Here is an 18,723-nt window from a genome sequence, read left to right on the forward strand (position 1 = left end):
CAAGCTATTCCTACGCTTGCCAGGGCAGAACATACAAGCGGCCTTGGCCGCGACACGGCTTCGGCTCAGGTCACTGTCGTAAGCCAACTCGCTAACTCGCTGCTGAGGCATCACAGCCTGCACATGCGCCGATACCGCTCGCTGCTGCACTTGCCGGCTTGCGGAGCACAGTGCCCGTCTTTCGCGACACCGGCGCGCCAGAACGGGCACAGGTCGCACGCGCCCGCCGCCCGGCCTCGGCTGGCGGGTGTTCCGGCGCGGGTGGTACCATTGAGCGCTTTTTCCCGCGTCCGCCGCTACCGGTTCCCAAGGTTCGAATACATGGTGTCATCCAATCAGGTGGCTGAACACGTCCGTTCGGTGCACGCCATCATCAGCCGCCCGCAGCGCCCGTCCGGCCATGAACTGGTGGCCCGTTCCTGGCTGCGCTGCTTCCATGAACTGGGTCTCGATCCCGCCGCCGAAGACGCGCCGCCGCCGCTGGCGCCGCAGGCCTGGCGCGAGCGCGGCGACAAGCTGGGCGAGGTGATGGACAGCGCCGTGCCGGAGATGCAGACGCTGCACCGCCAGCTCGACGATCCCAATTCCGCGCTGGTGCTGGCCGATGCCGAAGGCGTCATCGTCAGCATCGTGCGCCATCCCGGTTTCGCGCGCGAAGCTTCGCTGCGCGGGCTGGTCGAGGGCGCACGCTGGAGCGAGGACATCCAGGGCACCAACGGTATCGGCACCGTGCTGGCCGAGCGCCACTCGCTGGTCATTTCGCGCGAGGAACATTTCTTCGCCCGTCACACCGACATGGTGTGCGCCGCCGCGCCGATCTACGATGGCGTCGGCGAAGTCGCCGCCGTGCTGGCGGTCTGCTCGCTGGCGCCGGGCGGTGCCCGGGCGCTGCGCGCGCTGGTCGAGCGCTCGGCCCGCGTGATCGAGCACCGCGCTTTCCGCGCGCGCCACGCCACCGACTACATCATCCGCTTCCATGCCCACGCCGGTCGCGTGCTGACCGCGGTCGACGGCATGCTGGCGCTGACGCCGGAAGGCGAGGTGATCGAAGCCAACCACACCGCCTTCGAGCTGCTGTCGCCGGAGGGCGAGGCGCTGCTCGGGCGCGAAGTGACCGAGTTCTTCGGCCAGTCGCTGCCGGAACTGCTGTCGCGCACCTTCCGCTCCGGCTTCCATCCGCTGACGCTGTCGATGCCGCAGCACCAGACCTGGCATCTGCTGGCGCAGCAGCCCGCACGCAACCGCGCCCAGGCCGGTACGCGCGGCACCGACTCGGCGTCGGCGGCGCAGGCGCTGGCCGAACTCGACCTCGGCGACCTGCGCATGGCCGGCAATGTGCACAGCGCGATGCGGATTCTCGATCGCGACATTCCGCTGCTGATCTCCGGCGAAACCGGTACCGGCAAGGAAGTGTTCGCGCGTGCCTTCCACGCGTCGAGCCAGCGTGCGCGCGGCCCCTTCGTCGCCATCAACTGCGCGTCGCTGCCGGAAGCGCTGATCGAATCCGAACTGTTCGGCTACAAGCAGGGCGCCTTCACCGGCGCCAACCGCGACGGCCGTCGCGGCAAGGTGCTGCAGGCCGACGGCGGCACGCTCTTCCTCGACGAGATCGGCGACATGCCGCTGCAACTGCAGGCGCGCCTGCTGCGGGTGCTCGAAGAGCGCAAGGTGACGCCGCTGGGCGGCGAGAACGCGGTGCCGGTCGATCTGCAGCTGGTCTGCGCGACGCACCGCGACCTGCGCGCCATGGTGCGCGAGGGCAGCTTCCGCGAGGACCTCTACTACCGGCTGCGCGGCATGGAAGTGACGCTGCCGGCGCTGCGCGACCGCACCGACCGCCGTGCGCTGATCGAGCGCTGCCTGACCGAGGAGAGCGCCGGCCGGCATCCGCCGATACGGCTGGGTCAGGCGGCCATGCAGGTGCTGGACCGCTTCCGCTGGCCGGGCAACATCCGCCAGATGCGCTACGTGCTGCGCACGCTGGTCGCGCTGTGCGACGGCCCGGAAATCACGCTGCGTGACATGCCGCCGGAACTGATGGACGCGCCGGAACCGATGCCCGCCGTCGCACCGGCCGCCCACCCGACCGACACGGCAGGCGAGCCCGTGCATTCGACGCCGAGCAACCTCAATCCGCTGCAGTCGGCCGAGCGCGACGCGCTGCTGTCGGAGCTGCGCCGCCACCGCTGGAACATTGCCGGACTGGCGCGCGAACTCGGCGTCAGCCGCAACACCGTCTACCGCAAGATGAAACGTCTGGACATCGACACCGACACGCAGGCCGGCGATGGCTACTGATCCGCGCCTGAACGACATCCCGGACGAAGCCGAGGTCCTGCCGGATGCACGCATCGCCTGGGGGCTGACCGGTTCCGGCCACTTCCTGAAGGAGTCGCTGGAGTTCGCCGACACGCTCGACCGCATCGACCTCTTCATGTCGCGCGCCGGCGAGGAAGTGCTGAACATGTATGGCTACCCGCTGGCTGACATGAAAAAGCGCTACCGCATCTTCCGTGACAGCACGGCGAGCGCGGCGCCGGTCGGGCTGTTCTACCAGGGGCAGTACCACACCGTGGTGATCGCGCCGGCCACCTCGAACACCGTGGCCAAGTGCGCGCTCGGCATTTCCGACACGCTGGTCACCAACATCTTCGCCCAGGCCGGCAAGCTGCGCATTCCCATCATCGTGTTTGCCTGCGACAACGAACCGGTGGTGATCACCGAATCGCCGAGCGAATGGGTGACGCTGTACCCGCGCTCGATCGACCTCGAACACACCGGGCGCCTGGCCGGTTTCGAAGGCGTCACCGTGGTGAAGAGCGTCGAGGAACTGCAGAGCGCGCTCAGGCAGAGACTTGCGGCCGTCGGTCGTTGATCGCGCGATCGACGATCCGATGAGCGACGAACTCCGGCATGGCTGAACAAGACGTCCGCGCCGAACGCATCCTCTTCCTGACCGGGCATCTGGCGCTGAAGAGCCTGCAGCGCATCCTCGATGACATGCAGCCGCTGCCCTTCGAGGCGCGCGTGCTCGACGTCGGCATCAATGTGGCCGGGCTGATGACGGCCGACCTGATCCGCCGCCGCGTGCCGGCGCCGGTCGATGCCGACCGCATCATCGTGCCCGGCCGCTGCCGCGGTGATCTCGACGTGCTGTCGCAGCACTTCGGCCTTCCGGTGCAGCGCGGGCCGGACGAAGTCAAGGATCTGCCGCAGCACTTCGGCCGCAAGGCGAAGAAGCGCGAGCTGACGCAGCACGACGTGCTCATCTTTGCCGAAATCGTCGATGCGCCGCAGGTCGACATCGACACCGTGCTCGCCACCGCGCGCCGCTACCGCCGCGACGGCGCCGACGTGATCGATATCGGTTGCCTGCCGGACACCCCCTTCCCGCACATGGAGGACTGCATCCGTGCGCTGAAGGCCGAGGGCTTCCAGGTCAGCATCGACTCGCTCAACACCGACGACCTGCTGCGCGGCGCCTACGCGGGTGCCGACTACCTGCTGAGCCTGAAGAAGAGCACGCTGTGGGTGGCCGACGAGGTCGACGCGATTCCGGTACTGATTCCGGATACGCCGGGCGATCTCGATTCGCTGCGCGAAGCGGTGGACATCATGACGGCGCGCGGCCTGCCCTTCTACGCCGACCCCATCGTCGAACCCATCCACTTCGGTTTCACCGCGTCCATCGTGCGTTACCACGAACTGCGGCGCAGCCACCCGGACATTCCGGTCATGATGGGCGTGGGCAACCTGACCGAACTGACCGACGCCGATACCAGCGGCATCAACGCGCTGCTGTTCGGCATCATTTCCGAGCTGCGCATCGGTGCCGTGCTGGCGACCGAAGTGAGCCCGCACGCGCGCCGGGCTGTGAAGGAAGCCGACATCGCACGGCGCGTCATGTTCGCCGCGCGCGAGGACAACGCGCTGCCGCGCGACTATTCCGACGACCTGATGACCACGCATCAGCGCCGTCCCTTTCCCGACACACCGCAGGAGATCGCAGAGATCGCCGCCACCGTGCGCGATCCGAACTTCCGCATCCAGGTGAGCGAGCAGGGCATACACATCTACAACCGCGACGGCCTGCAGGTGCATACCGATCCGTTCGCGCTCTACCCCGGGCTGAACGTCGCCGAGGACGGCGCACACGCCTTCTACCTCGGCGTAGAACTGGCGCGCGCGCAGATCGCCTGGCAGCTCGGCCGCCGCTACGCGCAGGACGAAGAACTGCAGTGGGGCGCTGCGGTCGAGAAGAAGGAACAGGATCTGATGGCGCACTGCGCGCCCGGCACCACGCTGCAGCGCAAGACGAAGCGCAGGCAGACGGACGCGCCGCCGCCGGCCGACGACACACAGGACCAAGCATGATCTGGGAAACCATACTGACCACCGTGGACGTGCAGGGTCGCACCCACATCACGCCGCTGGGCGTGCGCGAGGAACGCGGGCTGACCGTGCTCGCGCCCTTCCGTCCGTCGGGCACGCTGGACAATGTGCTGGCCACGCGCATTGCGGTGGTGAACTTCACCGATGACGTACGCGTGTTCGCCGGCGCGCTGACGGGCCGCCGCGACTGGCCGGTGCAGGCGGCCGAGAAGATAGGCTGTGCCCGCCTCGTGAATACGCTGGCTCACCGCGAACTCGAACTGGTCGAGGTCGAGGAGGACGAGGTGCGCCCGCGCCTGTTCTGTCGCACCGTGCACGAAGAGAGTCACGGCACCTTCCCCGGTTTCAACCGCGCGCGTTCGGCAGTGATCGAGGCGGCCATCCTGGTGAGCCGGCTGCACATGCTGCCGATCGAGAAAATCGACGCCGAACTGGCCTACCTGAAGATCGCCATCGACAAGACCGCGGGCCCGGCCGAGCTCGAGGCCTGGGGCTGGCTGATCGAACGTATCGACGCGCACCGCGCCGGAGTCCAGGCGTGATCCGCATGCTGGCCAGCGTGCGTGACCTCGACGAGGCGCGCATTGTGTTCGACGCCGGGGTCGATCTGATAGACCTGAAGCAGCCGGCCGACGGCGCGCTCGGCGCGCTGCCGCCAGCGGTGATCCGCGACGTCGTCGCCTTCGTCGGCGGTCGTGCGCTCACCAGCGCCACCGCCGGCAATATCGAACCGGACGCACACGCCGTGCAGGCCGCCATGGCCGACATTGCCGCTACTGGCGTCGATTACGTCAAGGCGGGTCTGTTTCCGGCGACCTGGCAGCAGGGCGGCCGCGACTACGCGGCCGTGCGCGCCTGCCTCGGTGGTCTGGCGCCGCTGTCCGGTGCGCGGCGCATCGCGGTCATGTTCGCCGACCTCGCGCCGCCGCTCGAACTGGTCGATGCGGTGGCCGATGCCGGCTTCGACGGCGTCATGGTCGATACCGCACTGAAGACCGGCCACAGTCTGCCCGACGTCGTCGGCAGCGACTGGCTCGCCGCCTTCGTCGAGCGTACCCGAGCGCGGGGACTGTTGTGCGGGCTGGCGGGTTCGCTGCGGGTTGGCCACGTTGCGGAGCTGGCGCGGCTCACTCCTGACTATCTCGGTTTCCGCGGCGCGCTGTGCGCGGAGCAGGCGAGGGCGCAGGCGCTGGATGCCCGTGCGGTCGTTGCCGTGCGTCAGGCGTTGGCCGACGCGCAGTGCCTGGCAGCCTGATCGCCTGACCGGCGTTCGCGACCGGTTTGCGCTGTGCTGGATGAGGCCCGGATGTCGGACTCACTCACTGCGTCGCTAAACCTCTAGTGTGGGAGGTCGGCTTTGCACAGGCGACCCGTGTCGCCGGAGCGACGCAGTGCGTCGCTTTTATCCGGCGACACCCCACTGCGCGCATTTGCGTTCTATGGTTTTGCGGGATACGCCGAGCTGGCGGGCGGCTTCGGATTTGTTGCCGCCGCAGGCGGCGAGCACGTCGAGGATGTGCTTGCGCTCGACGTCCTCCAGCGCGGCAGCCGGTTCTGCTGAGCGCGGCGGGGTGAGGGTGCCGAAGGCGTCGGTGGGGAAGTAGCCGAGGATGAGGGCGCGTTCGACCAGGTTGCGCAGTTCGCGGATATTGCCCGGCCAGTCGTGGGTCGCCATGCGGGTGATGGTGTCGCGGTCGAGCGGGATGGGCGCCACCCCCAGTCGTGACGACAGCTGGGCCATGAAGTGGGCGACCAGCAGTTTCACGTCCTCGCGCCGCTCGCGCAGCGGCGGGATGGTGATGCGCACGACGTCGAGCCGGTAGAACAGATCCTGGCGGAAGCGGCCGGCGCGCACTTCGGTCGCAAGGTCACGGTTGGTCGCGGCGACGACGCGGATATCCACCGGCACTTCGCGCGTGGAACCGACCGGGCGGATCATGCGGTCCTCGAGCACGCGCAGCAGCTTGGTCTGCATCGCCGCCGGCAGTTCGGAAATTTCGTCGAGGAAGAGGGTGCCGCCCTGGGCGTAGAACAGCAGGCCTGGGTTGTTGTCCTGGGCGCCGGTGAAGGCACCCTTCACGTGGCCGAACAGCTCGGATTCGATCAGCTCGGCGCTGATCGCACCGCAATTGACCGGGACGAAGGGGGCGGCCGCGCGCGGACTCATCTGGTGCAGCGCGCGCGCGGCCACTTCCTTGCCGACGCCGGATTCGCCGGTCAGCAATACCGTGCTGGGCATCGCGGCGGCGCGGCGCAGCACGCTGGCCAGCTCGCGTACCGGCTGCGATTCGCCCACCATGCCCTCGACGCCCTCGGTCTGGCGCGCGATCTCACGTCTCAGCACGTAGTTCTCGCGCAGCAGGCCGGCGCGGTCGAAACAGCGGTCGACCGCATTCATCATCTGGTCGATGCGGAAGGGCTTGAGAATGAAGTCAGAGGCGCCGGCGCGCAGCGCGTTGATCGCGGTTTCGATGTCGGCGAAGGCGGTGATCAGGATGACATCGCACTGCTGGCCCTGCTCACGCAGTTCGTTGAGCCATTCGAGGCCACTGCGACCGGGCAGTGAAATGTCGAGGATGATGAGGTCGAAGTGCAGCCGCGCGAACAGCTGCTGCGCGTGCTCGACGCTGCCTGCCGTCTCGACCAGGCCGCAGCGCGAGCCGAGCGCGCGGCTGATGAAGCTGCGCATGCCCTCTTCGTCGTCGACGACCAGCACAGAGTACTGCTGCCAGTCGCGCTCGCCGTCGCGGGCGGCGGCCGAGGGCGCGCGTGCTGCGTTCATGCCGATGGCTGTACCACGATGAGGATGTTGCACGGCGCTTCCTCGACCAGCGAGGCGCCGACCGAGCCCTTCCACCAGCGCTCCAGACGCGAGGCATGGTGGGTGTGGCCGATCACGATCAGGTCGATGCGTAGTTCGTGCGCGAGGCGGCTGATTTCACGCACGGCGTCGCCGGTGACAAGATGACCTTCGGCAGTGACGCCGCGCGCCTTCAGCTGGTCCAGGCCTTCCTTCAGCACGTCGGCGAAACGCTCGTTTTCTTCCTCCTGCGGCACGTCGGCGACGAAGCCTTCAGCGACGAACAGCGTCGCGGCGATCGGCGCGACGGCCAGCAGGTGTATTTCGGCGTGCAGCAGGTCGTTGATGTCGGCGCATTCGAGCAGTGCGCGGCGACCCGATTCGGAACCGTCGTAGGCGAGCAATACCTTGCTGTACATGAACGTTCTCCTGCTGTGTCGAAAGTCGATGCCTACCAGAGCTTCCACCAGGGGTCGTCCTCACCCGGCCGCTTGAAGCCGCGCGCGAGGAAGTCGCTCTGCGGATAGTTCTTCAGCATGACGCGCTGGGCGTCGTCGCGCAGGTCGGTCAGCCCCAGCGAATCGTAGGCCACCATCAGGATATACAGTGCTTCTTCGACCGCCGGCGACTGCTGATAGTTGCTGACCGCGAACTGCGCGCGGTTGGCCGCAGCAAGGTAGGCGCCGCGCTTGATGTAGTAGCGCGCCACGTGCACTTCGTGCGCCGCCAGCGAATTGACCAGGTAGTTCATGCGGATGGTTGCGTCCGGCGTGTACTTGCTTTCCGGATAGCGCGTCACCAGTTCCTTCAGGGCATCGAAGGAATCGCGCAGGCCCTTGGGGTCGCGTTCGGTCATGTCCTGGCGCGACAGCACGCTCATCACGCCGAGGTCTTCGTTGAAGTGAACGAGGCCGCGCAGGTAGTACACGTAGTCGACGTTCGGGTGGTTCGGATGCAGCCGGATGAAGCGGTCGCAGGCGGCGACGGCCTGTACGCGCTCGCCCTGGCGGTAATAGGCATAGGCAACTTCGATCTGCGCCTGCTGCGCATAGCGGCCGTACGGGAACTTGGCTTCCAGCTTCTCGTACAGTTTGATCGCCTGTTCGTACGAGCCTTCGCCCATCAACTCCTTCGCCTCGGTGTAGAGGCGCTGGGCGGACCAGTTGGCGGTTTCGTCGATCTTATCGGGAAGGAGCCCGCACCCGGCGGCCAGAGCCACCCACAGTATCGCTACACTACGCCACATGACCGCTTTGACCCTGGAAGATACGCAAGACGACGATTATATCGCCGAGCAGCCCGCGAACCGGCCTCAAGTCCCGATATGCGCGACGGTGCCCGCCGGCGTGGTCGGCGACCGGCTCGACGCGGTGCTCGCCCGGGTCTGGCCGCAGTATTCGCGCAGCCGCCTGCAGGGCTGGCTGCGCGAGGGCAGGGTGCGGGTCGACGGAAAGGCCTGCGACGACGCGCGCCGTCGCACCTTCACCGGCGAACGCCTCGAACTGAACCCCGGCAGCCTGCCAGCGGATACCGTGCACGCGCCGCAGAATATCCCGCTCGACGTGGTGTTCGAGGACGACACGCTGCTGGTGATCAACAAGCCGGCCGGCATGGTGGTGCACCCGGGCAATGGCGTGCCGGACGGCACGCTGCTCAATGCGCTGCTGCATCGCGTGCCCGGACTGGCGCAGGTGCCGCGCGCCGGCATCGTGCACCGGCTGGACCGCGACACCACCGGCCTGCTGGTGGTGGCTCGCACGCTGGAAGCGCAGACCGATCTGGTGCGCCAGCTGCAGGCGCGCACCGTGTCGCGCCGCTATTTCGCCGTGGTGGCCGGCGACCTGAGGACGGACGGTACGGTCGATGCCGCCATCGGCCGGCATCCGGTACAGCGCACCCGCATGGCCGTGGTGCAGGCGGGCGGCAAACCAGCGCGTACCCATTATTTCGTGCGCGAACATCTGCAGGGCGCGACGCTGGTCGAGTGCCGGCTGGAAACCGGGCGCACGCACCAGATACGTGTACATATGGCGCACATCGGTCACTCGCTGCTCGGCGACGAGGTCTATGCGCCGCGCAACGTGGCCGAACGCTTCTCGCGCCAGGCGCTGCATGCCTGGCGGCTCGGACTCATCCATCCGAAGAGCGGCGACGAAGTCGAGTGGGAAGTGCCGCTGCCGGCCGATATGGAAGGCCTGATCGCCGGGCTGAGGATAGCCACGTGAGCAGGCCTGCCGCGCTGCCACTGATCCTGCCCGACTGGCCCGCACCGCCGTCGGTGCGCGCCTGTGTCACGACGAAGCTGGGCGGTGTCAGCGCGCCGCCATTCGGACCGTTCAATCCGGCGACCCACGTTGGCGACGATCCGCAGGCAGTGGCCGACAACCGGGCGCTGCTGCGCGCCCACCTGCCGGCCGAGCCGCTGTGGCTGGATCAGGTGCACGGCGTGGATGTGCTCGACGCGGACCGTCAGCGCTGTGGTACCGGCGACGCCTCGGTCGCGCACCGGCCGGACAGGGTGTGCGCAGTGATGACTGCGGATTGTCTGCCGGTACTGTTCTGCAACCGCCAGGGCAGCGTGGTGGCAGCGGCGCACGCGGGCTGGCGCGGGCTGGCCGCCGGGGTGCTGGCGCGTACGGTCGAGCGCATGGGTTCGCCGGCCGAGCTGATGGCCTGGCTCGGCCCGGCCATTGGCCCCGACGCCTTCGAGGTCGGGCCGGAAGTGCGCGCCGCATTCGTCGAACGGCTGCGCGGCGCGGCGCGCGCATTTCGCCCCGGTTCGGGCGATCGACTGTATGCCGACATCTACGCGCTGGCGCGGCTGGAGCTGGAAGCGGCGGGCGTGCAGGCCGTGTACGGCGGCGGGCTGTGCACCGTGAGCCAGGGCGGACTTTTCCATTCCTACCGGCGCGACGGCCGTTGCGGACGCATGGCCAGCCTGATCTGGATCGCAGATCGTGCGACCCCGTTCGCCGCGGAACCGTCGTATCAAGGATAATAAGAGACCGTTTTCAGTTTCGAATCCCCCATGTCTGTCCTTGCCTGGATCGTACTTGCCTCTTTCGTCGGCGGTGCGATCAGCGTCTGTGCCGCCGCGCTGTTCGGCATGGCCGTCAATCTTCAGCGCATTCCGATGCTCATCAGTTACTCGGTCGGCGCGCTGCTTGGCGCCGCCCTGCTCGGCGTGCTGCCGCAGGCGATCGAGGAAATCGGCAGCGTAGAACTGGCCACCAGTCTGCTTCTGGCGGGCATCCTCGGTTTCTTCCTGCTGGAGAAACTGGTGCTGTGGCGGCACTGCCACGAGGTCAGTTGCGAGGCGCATGATCCGGCGGAACTGGCGCAGCACGCAGAGCACGACCACGCTCACCACGACCACGCCGCGCTGACACACCACGATCACGGTCATGGCGGCGACGGCGCGCGCGCAGCCTCGCTCATCCTGATCGGCGACGCCTTCCATAACTTCGTCGATGGTGTGCTGATTGCCGCTGCCTTCTCGCAGAGCATTCCGCTGGGCATCGTTACCGCCACCGCCATCGTCGCGCACGAAATTCCACAGGAGGTGGGCGATTACCTGGTGCTGCTGCATTCGGGCATGAGCCGCATGCGCGCACTGGCTTTCAACCTGTTGTCCAGCATGGCGACCCTGGTCGGCGCGGTCGGCGCCTACTTCGCACTTTCGCTCGTGAGCGGTGCCGTGCCCTATCTTTTGTGCATTGCGGCGGCCAGCATGATCTATGTCGCGGTGGCCGATCTGATTCCCGGTCTTCACAAGCGCGCCGAGATCGGCGCCACCATCCAGCAGGTGCTACTGATTTCGCTGGGCGTCGGCAGCATCGTGCTGATCCACCACTTCGTCGACGGTTTCGCCCATCACTGATCCGTCCTCCTCCGGTTGCGGCCGCCGCGCGGCCGCGCGCCGCCTCGCCGGCGTGCCGAAAATCCACAGGAACAGCGCCAGCGGCGCGACGCCGTAAAAAAGCACGGTGAGCACGGCGGCGACGATGCTGTGCTCTGTCACGGCCATCATCAGCACCACGTACAGCCACGCAATCGCAATGATGTACATGCGGGGAATCCTTTCCTGCAGCGCGTTTCGTTGGCCCGTGCCTGGTGCGGACGGGCGGGATTGACAGCTATTTTGTGCGATGCAACAATCCGGTCGTGTTGCGTGTGCCGGGTGGTCGCACCCATAGCGCGCACGTCAGCCGGCATGCGCTGTTATGCTCGCCTGGCGCGATTGCGACCGGCACGATAGACGCAGATTCCCGACGACGCCATCGCGTTGCATCTGAATAAGAACGACTGGGGTTTGGTTTGATGAGCAGTGACTCGGCAGCACCCGGAAAGTCCGTCCCGCCTCGCAACGAGGCCGTGCAGCCCGACTGGACGGCCATCATGGCCGCGATGGGCAAGAACTTCAGCGAATTCATGACACGCCAGCAGAGTACGCTGGCCGCACACACACCGCTCAACGGCAGTGCTTTCGCGGCGCCCGAGGCCGCCCGTTTCTCCGAACTTCATCAGCAGTGGCTGGAAAGCCAGCATCGGCTCTGGCAGGCCTTCGCCCAGCGCAAGCCGGACGACGGACCGGTGCCGGCCGTGGTGCAGCCCGAACCCACCGACCGCCGTTTCCGCGCGCCCGAGTGGACCAAGAGCCCCTATTTCGACTATCTGCGCCAGGCCTACCTGCTGAACGCGCAGTTCATGCGCGCCTGCGTCGAAGCGACGCCGGTGGCCGACGGGCGTGCGAAGGATCGCATGCGCTATCTGTCGAAACAGATGATCGAGGCGATGTCACCGGCCAATTTCGCCGCGACCAATCCGGAATTCGTCGAAACCGCGCTGCGCACCGAGGGTGAAAGCATCCGCCGCGGTCTGGAGAACCTGCTGCGCGATCTGCAGCAGGGCCACATTTCGATGTCGGCGCCCGGTGCCTTCGAAGTGGGCAGGAACCTTGCCGTGACCGAAGGTTCGGTGGTGTTCGAGAACGCGCTGATACAGCTCATCCAGTACGCGCCGAAGACTGAAAAGGTGCACGCCAAGCCGCTGCTGATCGTGCCGCCCTGCATCAACAAGTATTACCTGATGGACCTGCAGCCGGAGAACTCGCTGGTGCGTTTCCTGGTGGAGCAGGGCATCACCGTGTTCCTGATTTCCTGGCGCAATCCCGATCAGACGCTGGCCCAGCTGACCTGGGACGACTACCTGCGCCTCGGGCCGCTGACCGCGCTTGAAGTGGTGCGCGACATCAGCGGCGACGCGCAGCCGAACACCATGGGTTTCTGCGTCGGCGGCACGATACTGGCGTCGGCGCTGGCGGTCGCATGCGGTCGTGGCGAAAAGCCTGCTGCCAGCATGACCTTGCTGACCACGCTGCTCGATTTCTCGGATGCCGGCGAGATCGGCTGCCTGGTCGATGAAGGCATGGTGGCGGCGCGCGAACACACGATAGGCCGCGGCGGCCTGCTGCCGGGTCGCGAACTGGCGCAGACCTTCAGCAGCCTGCGGCCGAACGACCTGATCTGGAACTACGTGGTCGGCAATTACCTGAAAGGCGAAACGCCGCCGGCCTTCGACATCCTGCACTGGAACTGCGACAGCACGAACCTGCCCGGCCCCTTCCTCGCCTGGTACCTGCGCAACCTCTACCTTGAAAACAGTCTGCGCGTGCCGGGTAAACTCGAAATGCTGGGCGTCAAGGCGGATCTGGGCAAGGTGGACATGCCGGCCTACCTGCTGGCCACGTCGGAAGACCACATCGTGCCGTGGACCGGTGCCTATCTGGTGCGCAAGCTGCTCGGCGGCGACACCACCTTCGTGCTGGGTGCCAGCGGCCACGTGGCCGGCGTGATCAATCCGGCCTCGAAGGACAAGCGCTCGCACTGGGTTGGCGGCAACGAATCGACCGCCGAGGAGTGGCGGGCCAATGCCGGCGAACAGCCGGGCAGCTGGTGGAAGCATTACATCAAGTGGCTGACTGCGAAGTCAGGCAAGAAGGTCGCGCCCCCGTCACGAGCGGGCAACGCGCAATACAAGGTGATCGAGCCCGCACCCGGGCGCTATGTGAAAGGCAGCGCAACGAATTGAACGCATGGCAGCCTCATGAGGGGGGCTGCGGAAGACATACCCTCGACTAATAAAAGGAGACAAGGAAATGACGCGAGTCGCACTGGTAACAGGCGGTATGGGAGGACTGGGTGAAGCGATCTGCATCAAGCTCGCGGCACTGGGTTTCCGCGTGGTGACCACACACAGTCCTGGCAATACGAAGGCAGCCGAATGGCTGCAGACCATGAACAACATGGGCTATGGCTTCAAGGCCTACCCGTGCGACGTGTCGGATTTCGACTCCTGCAAGGCGTGTGTCGAAACGGTGGTGAAGGAAGTCGGTCCGGTTGATGTGCTGGTGAATAACGCCGGCATCACTCGTGACATGACCTTCAAGAAGATGACGAAGGCGGACTGGGACGTGGTGATGAGCACCAACCTCGACTCCTGCTTCAACATGACCAAGCAGGTCATCGACGGCATGACCGAGCGCAAGTGGGGCCGCGTCATCAATGTGTCTTCGGTGAATGGTTCGAAGGGTGCATTCGGCCAGACCAACTACTCGGCCGCCAAGGCCGGCATGCACGGCTTCACCAAGGCGCTGGCGCTGGAAGTGGCGCGCGCCGGTGTCACCGTGAACACGATTTCGCCGGGCTATATCGGTACCAAGATGGTGACCGCGATCCCGCAGGACATCCTCGATTCGAAGATCCTGCCGCAGATCCCGGTGTCGCGTCTGGGCAAGCCGGAAGAGATTGCAGGCCTGGTGGCCTATCTGGCGTCGGACGAAGCGGCTTTCGTCACCGGCGCCAACATTGCAATCAACGGCGGTCAGCACATGTCCTGACCGCCCGCGCGGAGGTCCGCGCACGCCTTCCACCTCGTCCGGCGGGGGTGGAGGGTTTTTCACGCAGCTGGCTGGGAGAGAAGTCATGACGAAACGAGTTGCCCTGGTTACCGGGGGTATGGGCGGTCTGGGTACCGCAATCTGCAAGGCACTGGCCAAGGACGGCTACACCGTCGTGGCGAACTGTCTGCCCGCGTTCCCCCAAAAGGACGAATGGCTGGCCAAGATGCAGGCCGAAGGCTTTGAAATGAAAGCCGCCGAGGGCGACGTGTCCGACTACGATTCCTGCAAGTCGATGATCGACAAGGTCGAGCAGGACATCGGCCCGGTCGATGTGGTCGTGAACAACGCGGGCATCACCCGTGACAAGTTCTTCTCCAAGATGGACAAGGCCCAGTGGGATGCGGTGCTGACCACCAACCTGGACAGCCTGTTCAACGTGACGCACCACGTCGCCGGCAAGATGGCCGAACGTGGCTGGGGCCGCATCATCAATATTTCGTCGGTCAATGGCGTCAAGGGCCAGGCCGGCCAGACCAACTATTCGGCCGCCAAGGCTGGCGTGGTCGGTTTCACCAAGGCGCTGGCCGCCGAAATGGCCGCCAAGGGCGTCACGGTCAATGCGATCGCTCCGGGCTATATCGGCACCGACATGGTAATGGCCATTCGCGAAGACATCCGTCAGGGCATCATCGACTCGGTGCCGATGAAGCGTCTGGGCAAGCCGGAGGAGATCGGTGCTGCCGTGTCCTACCTTGCCTCCGACATGGCGGGTTACGTGACCGGTGCGACGCTGAACATCAACGGCGGCCTGTACTACCAGTAATTGCCGTAAAGCTGGGTTTGTGACGTATCGCAAGGCCTTATGCGGCACTGCCGCATAAGGCCTTTGCTTGCTGTATGATCAAAACAGAGTGGGCGGAAACACCGCCCCGGGGTAGTTCAAACGAGCGAGGACACCACACAATGAGCGCTTCCGAAAGCCGCGAGGGGACCGGTTCCACCAACAGGCTGATCAAGAAATATCCCAACCGCCGGCTTTACGACACCCGCACGAGTTCCTACATCACGCTGTCCGACGTGAAGGAACTGGTTCTCGAGAATGCCGAGTTCCAGGTCGTCGATGCCAAGACTGGCGAAGACCTCACCCGCAGCATCCTGCTGCAGATCATCATCGAAGAAGAAAGCGAAGGCGTGCCCATGTTCACGTCCGACCTGCTGTCGCAGATGATCCGCTTCTACGGCAATGCGATGCAGGGCATGATGGGCAAGTACCTCGAAGGCAACATCAAGGCCTTCACCGACGTGCAGAGCAAGCTCCAGGACCAGGCGCGCGCTATCTACGGCGACAACAACGCGATGAGCAAGGACCTGTGGGCGCAGTTTCTGAACTTCCAGGGCCCGGCCATGCAGAGCATGATGGGTGCCTACATGGAGCAGAGCAAGCGCATGTTCGTGCAGATGCAGGAACAGATCGAGCAGCAGACCCGATCGATGATGTCCGGTTTCAAGTTTCCCGGCTTCGGACCGGGGGGCGATAAAGGCCCGCAAAACAAGTAAACTGCCGGGTTTTGCGGCGGAGACGCGGCGTGACCCGTACTTCTGAATCTGGCAACACCACGAAGCCGACCCCCAAGGTCGGCTTCGTTTCTCTCGGCTGTCCGAAGGCGACTTCGGACTCCGAGTCCATCCTGACCCGCCTGCGCTCCGAAGGCTACGACATCGTGCCGACCTACGACGATGCCGATGTCGTGGTCGTCAACACCTGTGGCTTCATCGATGCCGCGGTCGAGGAATCGCTCGACGCGATCGGCGAGGCGCTGGCCGAGAACGGCAAAGTGATCGTGACCGGCTGTATGGGGGCGGAAGGGCCCAAGCGCCAGCAGGTGCTGTCCGCCCATCCGCAGGTGCTGGCGGTGACCGGTCCGCACGCGACCGAAGAGGTGATGGACGCGGTCCATCGCCACCTGCCCAAGCCGCACGATCCCTTCTCCGACCTGGTGCCGCCGCAGGGCATACGACTCACGCCGTCGCACTACGCCTATCTGAAGATTTCCGAAGGCTGCAATCACCGCTGCAGCTTCTGCATCATTCCGTCGATGCGTGGCGATCTGGTGAGCCGGCCGATCGGTGACGTGATGCGCGAAGCGGAGGCGCTGCGTGACGCCGGTGTGCGCGAACTGCTCATCGTGTCGCAGGACACCAGCGCCTACGGCGTGGACGTGAAGTACCGCACCGGCTTCTGGGGCGGCAAGCCGCTGCGCACCAAGCTGTACGACCTGGCGAACGCGCTGGGCGAGCTGGACATGTGGGTGCGCATGCATTACGTGTATCCGTATCCGCACGTCGACGACATCATTCCGCTGATGGCTGAGGGCAAGATCCTGCCCTACCTCGACGTACCCTTCCAGCACGCCAGTCCGCGCGTGCTGAAGGCGATGAAGCGGCCGGCCAATGCCGAGAACAATCTCGAACGCATCCGCGCCTGGCGCTCGATCTGCCCGGACATCACGATACGCAGCACCTTCATCGCCGGCTTTCCGGGCGAGACCGAACAGGAATTCGAGGAACTGCTGGACTTCCTCGGCGAAGCCCGACTGGACCGCGTCGGCTGTTTCGCCTATTCACCGGTCGACGGCGCCAGCGCCAACGACCTGCCGGGCGCGCTGCCGGAAGAGGTACGCGAAGAGCGCCGTCAGCGCCTGATGGAATTCCAGGAAGACATTTCGACGCAGCGGCTGGAAGAGAAGATCGACCGCGAAATGATCGTGCTGGTCGACGAGGTCGACGAGGACGGCGCGGTCGCGCGCTCCGAAGGCGACGCGCCGGACATTGACGGCCTGGTGCACATCCTCGACGGTCAGGACCTCGAAGTCGGCGACTTCGTGCGCGTGCGCATCACCGACTGCGATGTGCACGACCTGTACGCCGAAGTCGTCACCGAAGAGTGACGACGAGCCACCCGTGCGTCGGCACAGCGTTAACGGGATCCGGAGCTGATATGGAGGACGGACGCATCGTGTCGGCACTGGCGCGGCTGCGGACCGTGGTCGGCGACAGCCAGCTGCTGACCGCTGCCGCTGACCTCGCGCCGTATTGCACCGACTGGCGCGGCCGCTATCGCGGCGAGGCGCTGTGCGTCGTGCGACCGGCAACGGTCGACGAACTGACGCAGGTGGTGCACGTCTGTCACGAGGCGCAGCTGCCCATGGTGCCGCAGGGGGGCAATACCGGCCTGTGCGGGGGCGCCACGCCGCACGCGGGCCGTTACGAGGTGCTGGTCAGCCTGTCCCGTCTGAATCGCGTCCGCGCGCTTGATCGCGACAATGCGTCGATCACGGTCGAGGCCGGCTGCACGCTGGCGGCGGTACAGGCCGCCGCGCGTGACGCCGGCCTGCTGTTCCCGCTCAGTCTGGCGTCAGAAGGCTCGTGCGAGATCGGCGGCAACCTGTCGACCAATGCCGGCGGCGTTCACGTGCTGCGCCACGGCACCGCGCGCGAACAGGTGCTCGGTCTCGAAGTCGTGCTGCCTGACGGTCGGCTGTGGAACGGCCTGCGTGCGCTGCGCAAGGACAATACCGGCTACGACCTCAAGCACCTGTTCATCGGGGCCGAGGGCACGCTGGGCTTCATCACCGCCGCCGTGCTGAAGCTCGCGCCGCTGCCGGCGAACACCGCGCTCGCCTGGGTGGCACTCGACGGCCCGCAGCGCGGCATCGACCTGCTGCATGCGCTGCAGGCGCAGGCAGGCGACCTGCTGAACGCATTCGAACTGGTCGGGCGCGAGGCGCTGGGCATGGTGCTGAAGCACATTCCAGGAGCGCGTGACCCGCTTGCCGACGCCGCGCCCTGGTACGCGCTGGTTGAACTCGCCGGCAACGACCCGACGCTCGAAACGAAGCTGGGTGACATGCTGGCAGCGCTGCTCGAGCGCGGCATGGTGCGTGACGCGGTGATCGCGCAGGACGGCGCACAGGCGAAGGCGCTGTGGGCGCTGCGCGAGAACATATCGGAGGCGCAGCGCATCGAGGGCTTCAGCGTGAAGCACGACATCAGCGTGCCGGTCGGCAGCATTCCGCATTTCATCGAGGCAGCCGGAGAGAAGCTCGAGGCCACGCTGCCCGGCGTGCGCGTCGTGGTGTTCGGTCACGCCGGCGACGGCAATCTGCACTACAACCTGTCCTTCACCGATGCCTCCGACAACGCGCGGCTGATCGCCGACGCGAAGGTGGCGAGCGAACAGGTACATGAAACGGTGATCGCACTCGGTGGCTCGATCTCGGCCGAGCACGGCATCGGCCAGCTCAAGCGTGATCTGCTGGCGACGTGCAAGAGCACGGTCGAGCTGGACATGATGAGGGCGGTGAAGCGCGCATTCGATCCGTATGGCTTGATGAATCCGGGCAAGGTGCTGCCCGACGCCGGTCAGTAAGCGAAGGTCAACGCACCTCGGTGTGATGGGTGAATGCCGATGTGATATGCGGATGTCACGACCCCGAAATGTCGATCGACGTCCGACAAAAATAATTGCGCGAGATGCTTTACAAACCCGGAACAGTGTTTATAATGCGCTCCTCTTTCGACGGGGGTATAGCTCAGCTGGGAGAGCGCTTGCATGGCATGCAAGAGGTCA

19 protein-coding genes are annotated in these 18,723 nt (G+C 65.9%); 14 read left to right on the top strand and 5 right to left on the bottom strand.

The window, feature by feature from the left end; genetic code table 11:
- Positions 1 to 321: 321 nt before the first annotated feature.
- Genes IV112_RS21285 through IV112_RS21305 form a run of 5 tightly spaced genes read left to right on the top strand, consistent with a single transcriptional unit; the run spans position 322 to position 5,647 of the window.
- Entirely contained in the window at positions 322 to 2,298 is a 1,977-nt protein-coding gene (locus IV112_RS21285; protein WP_020165177.1) for a sigma-54-dependent Fis family transcriptional regulator, read from the top strand.
- Complete coding sequence (locus tag IV112_RS21290) at positions 2,288 to 2,875, top strand: flavoprotein (protein WP_019917657.1); 588 nt, start codon at positions 2,288 to 2,290, stop codon at positions 2,873 to 2,875. Before IV112_RS21285 ends, IV112_RS21290 begins: the two co-directional genes overlap by 11 nt.
- 38 nt (positions 2,876 to 2,913) lie before the next feature.
- Positions 2,914 to 4,374, top strand: coding sequence for a DUF6513 domain-containing protein (locus IV112_RS21295; RefSeq protein ID WP_304007128.1), 1,461 nt, complete (start codon positions 2,914 to 2,916; stop codon positions 4,372 to 4,374).
- A complete protein-coding gene (locus IV112_RS21300) occupies positions 4,371 to 4,934 on the top strand; it encodes a DUF447 domain-containing protein (protein ID WP_304007130.1) in 564 nt (187 codons plus the stop codon). Before IV112_RS21295 ends, IV112_RS21300 begins: the two co-directional genes overlap by 4 nt.
- Before the next feature lie 5 nt (positions 4,935 to 4,939).
- Complete coding sequence (locus IV112_RS21305; protein WP_304007152.1) at positions 4,940 to 5,647, top strand: (5-formylfuran-3-yl)methyl phosphate synthase; 708 nt, start codon at positions 4,940 to 4,942, stop codon at positions 5,645 to 5,647.
- A 147-nt stretch (positions 5,648 to 5,794) separates the two neighbouring features.
- Here IV112_RS21305 and IV112_RS21310 read toward each other — a convergent pair whose 3' ends face one another.
- Genes IV112_RS21310 through IV112_RS21320 form a run of 3 tightly spaced genes read right to left on the bottom strand, consistent with a single transcriptional unit; the run spans position 5,795 to position 8,438 of the window.
- Complete coding sequence (locus IV112_RS21310; RefSeq protein ID WP_304007132.1) at positions 5,795 to 7,174, bottom strand: sigma-54-dependent transcriptional regulator; 1,380 nt, start codon at positions 7,172 to 7,174, stop codon at positions 5,795 to 5,797.
- Positions 7,171 to 7,611, bottom strand: a complete 441-nt coding sequence (locus tag IV112_RS21315) for a universal stress protein (RefSeq protein ID WP_304007133.1) — start codon at positions 7,609 to 7,611, stop codon at positions 7,171 to 7,173. Before IV112_RS21315 ends, IV112_RS21310 begins: the two co-directional genes overlap by 4 nt.
- Before the next feature lie 32 nt (positions 7,612 to 7,643).
- Positions 7,644 to 8,438 (bottom strand): outer membrane protein assembly factor BamD, encoded by a 795-nt coding sequence (locus IV112_RS21320; RefSeq protein ID WP_043363903.1) that lies wholly within the window; start codon positions 8,436 to 8,438, stop codon positions 7,644 to 7,646.
- On the opposite strand from IV112_RS21320, the gene rluD reads away from it, so the two are divergent.
- From rluD to IV112_RS21335, 3 genes are read left to right on the top strand one after another with little or no spacing between them, the layout of a single operon-like run.
- Entirely contained in the window at positions 8,437 to 9,417 is a 981-nt protein-coding gene (gene rluD / locus IV112_RS21325; protein ID WP_304007136.1) for a 23S rRNA pseudouridine(1911/1915/1917) synthase RluD, read from the top strand. The genes IV112_RS21320 and rluD overlap by 2 nt on opposite strands.
- Positions 9,414 to 10,190: a peptidoglycan editing factor PgeF gene (gene pgeF, locus IV112_RS21330; protein WP_304007138.1), complete on the top strand. Its 777-nt coding sequence runs from the start codon at positions 9,414 to 9,416 to the stop codon at positions 10,188 to 10,190. Before rluD ends, pgeF begins: the two co-directional genes overlap by 4 nt.
- A gap of 30 nt (positions 10,191 to 10,220) precedes the next feature.
- Entirely contained in the window at positions 10,221 to 11,072 is an 852-nt protein-coding gene (locus tag IV112_RS21335; RefSeq protein ID WP_304007139.1) for a ZIP family metal transporter, read from the top strand.
- Here IV112_RS21335 and IV112_RS21340 read toward each other — a convergent pair.
- Positions 11,001 to 11,261, bottom strand: coding sequence for a hypothetical protein (locus IV112_RS21340; protein ID WP_019917672.1), 261 nt, complete (start codon positions 11,259 to 11,261; stop codon positions 11,001 to 11,003). The genes IV112_RS21335 and IV112_RS21340 overlap by 72 nt on opposite strands.
- Positions 11,262 to 11,566: 305 nt before the next feature.
- Between IV112_RS21340 and IV112_RS21345 the strand changes: the two genes are divergently transcribed.
- The 6 genes from IV112_RS21345 to IV112_RS21370 all read left to right on the top strand — a co-directional run bounded on the left by IV112_RS21345 (position 11,567) and on the right by IV112_RS21370 (position 18,522).
- The gene (locus IV112_RS21345; RefSeq protein WP_304007142.1) at positions 11,567 to 13,282 is read left to right on the top strand and encodes a PHA/PHB synthase family protein; all 1,716 of its coding nucleotides are present in this window, start codon (positions 11,567 to 11,569) and stop codon (positions 13,280 to 13,282) included.
- Between the two features lie 67 nt (positions 13,283 to 13,349).
- Positions 13,350 to 14,090 (top strand): acetoacetyl-CoA reductase, encoded by a 741-nt coding sequence (phbB, locus tag IV112_RS21350; RefSeq protein WP_029143758.1) that lies wholly within the window; start codon positions 13,350 to 13,352, stop codon positions 14,088 to 14,090.
- 85 nt (positions 14,091 to 14,175) lie between these two features.
- Positions 14,176 to 14,916 carry a beta-ketoacyl-ACP reductase gene (locus IV112_RS21355; protein WP_024300358.1) on the top strand — a complete coding sequence of 247 codons (741 nt, stop codon included), beginning with the start codon at positions 14,176 to 14,178 and terminating at the stop codon, positions 14,914 to 14,916.
- 140 nt (positions 14,917 to 15,056) lie between these two features.
- Complete coding sequence (gene phaR / locus IV112_RS21360; protein ID WP_019917676.1) at positions 15,057 to 15,650, top strand: polyhydroxyalkanoate synthesis repressor PhaR; 594 nt, start codon at positions 15,057 to 15,059, stop codon at positions 15,648 to 15,650.
- Positions 15,651 to 15,679: 29 nt separating this feature from the next.
- The gene (gene rimO / locus IV112_RS21365) at positions 15,680 to 17,041 is read left to right on the top strand and encodes a 30S ribosomal protein S12 methylthiotransferase RimO (RefSeq protein ID WP_304007146.1); all 1,362 of its coding nucleotides are present in this window, start codon (positions 15,680 to 15,682) and stop codon (positions 17,039 to 17,041) included.
- 50 nt (positions 17,042 to 17,091) lie between these two features.
- Positions 17,092 to 18,522, top strand: coding sequence for an FAD-binding oxidoreductase (locus IV112_RS21370; RefSeq protein WP_304007148.1), 1,431 nt, complete (start codon positions 17,092 to 17,094; stop codon positions 18,520 to 18,522).
- Here the strand turns inward: IV112_RS21370 and IV112_RS21375 are convergent.
- A partial coding sequence (locus tag IV112_RS21375; protein ID WP_304007150.1) for a hypothetical protein occupies positions 18,516 to 18,723 on the bottom strand: 208 nt, incomplete at its 5' end. The two genes, IV112_RS21370 and IV112_RS21375, sit on opposite strands and share 7 nt — an antisense overlap.

Origin of the sequence: Methyloversatilis discipulorum (assembly GCF_018780585.1) — a bacterium.
Lineage (GTDB): Bacteria > Pseudomonadota > Gammaproteobacteria > Burkholderiales > Rhodocyclaceae > Methyloversatilis > Methyloversatilis discipulorum_B.